This is a genomic window from Actinocrinis sp. (assembly GCF_035938995.1).
GTDB lineage: Bacteria > Actinomycetota > Actinomycetes > Streptomycetales > Catenulisporaceae > DASZGI01.
The window spans coordinates 1-2,462 of the sequence record NZ_DASZGI010000336.1; the positions used below are offsets into that span (position 1 = coordinate 1).

Sequence of the window (2,462 nt, forward strand, 5' to 3'; positions counted from 1 at the left end):
CCAGCGCCTCCGTGACCTCTTCCCCCGTCAGATCAGCCATGACCCCTCCGCCATCCACGGCGGCGTAAGCATTCACGCCACCATCGTCATTCACGTTATGGTGAACGATGACAGCTGCGAGAACATTACGCAAGACACAGAGCATTCGCTGAGAGGAGAACCGCGGTGGCAGACGATCCGCGAGACGGCACCGCTCGGGGCTCCACCGTTCCCGAGATCGCCGACGAACGGCGGGTCGCCGACCTGGAGACCCTGCGCATCCTGACCGACCCGCTGCGCCTGGCGATCCTCGGCGCCTTCCCCGCCGGGCCGGACTATCCGCCGATGACCGTCAAGGAGATCGCCGAGGAACTGGACGAAGGCCAGACGAAGCTCTACCGCCACATCAAGCAGCTCGAGGACAGCGGCCTGATCCACGTCGCGGAGACCCGCGTGGTCTCGGGCATCATCGAGAAGCGCTACCGGCCCTCGCAGAAGCGGCTGACCGTCGAGAGCGACCTGCTGCGGCTGTCGCACGCCGACGACTACAACGACACCCTGGTCGCGGTCGTCGAAGCCGCCCGCGCCGGGCTCAGTGCCGACCTGCGCGCGGGACGGGTGGCGCTCGAGAAGCCGACGGACGGCCCGGACCTGAGCATCAAGCTGGCGGCCGGCAAGGGCCTGATGACCCCGGAGCACTTCGCCCGCATGCGCGAGACGCTCGGCGAGCTGATCGAGGAGATCGACGAGGACAACGACGAACCCGGCGCGGTCCCCGCCTTCCTGCAGATCATGCTTTACGCGACCGTGGACCCGCCGGCTCAGGACACCGAGAAGCCGCCGTCCACGAAGAGCAGCTGACCGGTCACATAGGCCGAGGCGTCCGAGGCGAGGAACACCGCCACGCCGCGGAAGTCCCCCGGCACCGCGTTGCGCCCCACCATCGTGCGCGCCGCCAGCGCCTTAACCCGTTCGGGATCGGACGCCACCTCGGCAGTCAGCGGGGTGAGCACGAAGCCGGGCACGAGCGTGTTCACGCACACCCCGTGCCGCGACCACGCCTCGGCCTGAGAGCGGGTCAGCCCGGCCAGCCCTGCCTTGGACACCCCGTAGATCCCGCTGTTGCCGAACGCCGAGATCGACTGCTGCGATCCGACGTTCACGATCCGGCCCCAGCCCCGCCGCGCCATCGCCGGGCCGAGGCGCTGGCCGAGTTGGAAGGGGCCGGCCAGGTTCGCCGCCAGCGTGGCGTCCCAGTCCTCGAAGGTCTGCTGCCCCAGCGGCGGGCGCGGGTTGATCCCGGCGCTGTTGACCAGGATGTCGATCTCCCCGGCGAGGGCGACCGCCTTCTGCACGGCCGCGGCGAGCCCCGAGCGGTCCGCCACGTCGGCCGCCACCCAGTGCACGGGCGCGTCCACGGCCTCGCCGATCCGCCGCGCAGCCTCCGCCAGCGGCTCCTCCCGACGGGCCAACAGGACTGTGCGCGCCCCGGCATTCGCGATCGCCTCGGCCATCGCGTAGCCGATCCCCGAGCTGCCGCCGGTCACCAGCGCAGCGCGCCCGCGCAGCGAGAACAGGTCCCCCAGCGGCATGGGGTCAGTGCCCTTGCACCCAGGACGCGGAGTCGGTCGCCCGCTGCGCCAGCTCGCGCAACTCCCGCACCGCCGCGTCCCGGTCGTCCGCGCTGTAGACGGCCGAACCGGCGACGAAGACGTCGGCGCCCGCATCGGCGCAGCGCTCGATCGTCTCGGCCGACACCCCGCCGTCCATCTGCAGCCAGATCTGCCCGCCGTGCCGCTGTATCGCCTGCCGGGCCCGGCGCACCTTCGGCAGCACGATGTCGAGGAAGCGCTGGCCGCCGAAGCCTGGCTCGACCGACATGATCAGGATCATGTCGAGCTCCGGGAGCAGGTCCTCGTAGGGCTCGATCGGCGTGGCGGGCTTGAGCGCCAACCCCGCGCGGGCGCCGGCCGCCCGCAGCGTCCGAGCCAGGCGGACCGGCGCCGCGGCGGCCTCGATGTGGAACGTGACGGAGGCGGCGCCGGCCTCGGCGTAGGCGGGAGCCCACCGGTCCGGGTCCTCGATCATGAGGTGGCAGTCCAGCGGGAGGACGGAGACCTTGCGCAGCGATTCCACGACCGGAAGGCCCAGCGTCAGGTTCGGGACGAAGTGGTTGTCCATCACGTCCACGTGCACCCAGTCGGCGGACTGGGACACGGACGCCACCTCGTCGGCGAGCCGGGCGAAGTCCGAGTTGAGGATCGACGGCGAGATCTGAACGGCCATGCGCTCATTCTCGCCTAATCGCTGAGGTGGCGCCGGATCAGGGCGAGGTACATGGCGTCGGTGCCGTGCAGGTGCGGCCAGAGCTGGACGTCCGGGCCGGAACCGAGGTCCGGGACGCCGGGCAGGAACGGCCGCGCGTCGATCTGCGAAAAGCCGGACCGGGAAGCGAGGACCGCGGCGACCACGGAGCGGGTCTC

At 71.1% G+C, this 2,462-nt stretch carries 3 protein-coding genes and 1 pseudogene; 1 reads left to right on the forward strand and 3 read right to left on the reverse strand.

Features of this window, described 5'->3' with window-relative positions; genetic code table 11:
- Nucleotides 1-165 precede the first annotated feature (165 nt).
- Nucleotides 166-840, forward strand: a complete 675-nt coding sequence (locus tag VGZ32_RS24075) for a helix-turn-helix domain-containing protein (protein WP_326888455.1) — start codon at nt 166-168, stop codon at nt 838-840.
- On the opposite strand, the gene VGZ32_RS24080 is transcribed toward VGZ32_RS24075, so the two are convergent.
- The 3 genes and pseudogenes from VGZ32_RS24080 to VGZ32_RS24090 all read right to left on the reverse strand — a co-directional run.
- The gene (locus VGZ32_RS24080) at nt 801-1,571 is read right to left on the reverse strand and encodes an SDR family NAD(P)-dependent oxidoreductase (RefSeq protein WP_326888456.1); all 771 of its coding nucleotides are present in this window, start codon (nt 1,569-1,571) and stop codon (nt 801-803) included. The two genes, VGZ32_RS24075 and VGZ32_RS24080, sit on opposite strands and share 40 nt — an antisense overlap.
- Before the next feature lie 4 nt (nt 1,572-1,575).
- Nucleotides 1,576-2,265 (reverse strand): ribulose-phosphate 3-epimerase, encoded by a 690-nt coding sequence (gene rpe, locus VGZ32_RS24085; protein ID WP_326888457.1) that lies wholly within the window; start codon nt 2,263-2,265, stop codon nt 1,576-1,578.
- A 14-nt stretch (nt 2,266-2,279) separates the two neighbouring features.
- Nucleotides 2,280-2,462 (reverse strand): annotated as a pseudogene (locus VGZ32_RS24090) (rRNA cytosine-C5-methyltransferase); the annotation flags it as partial.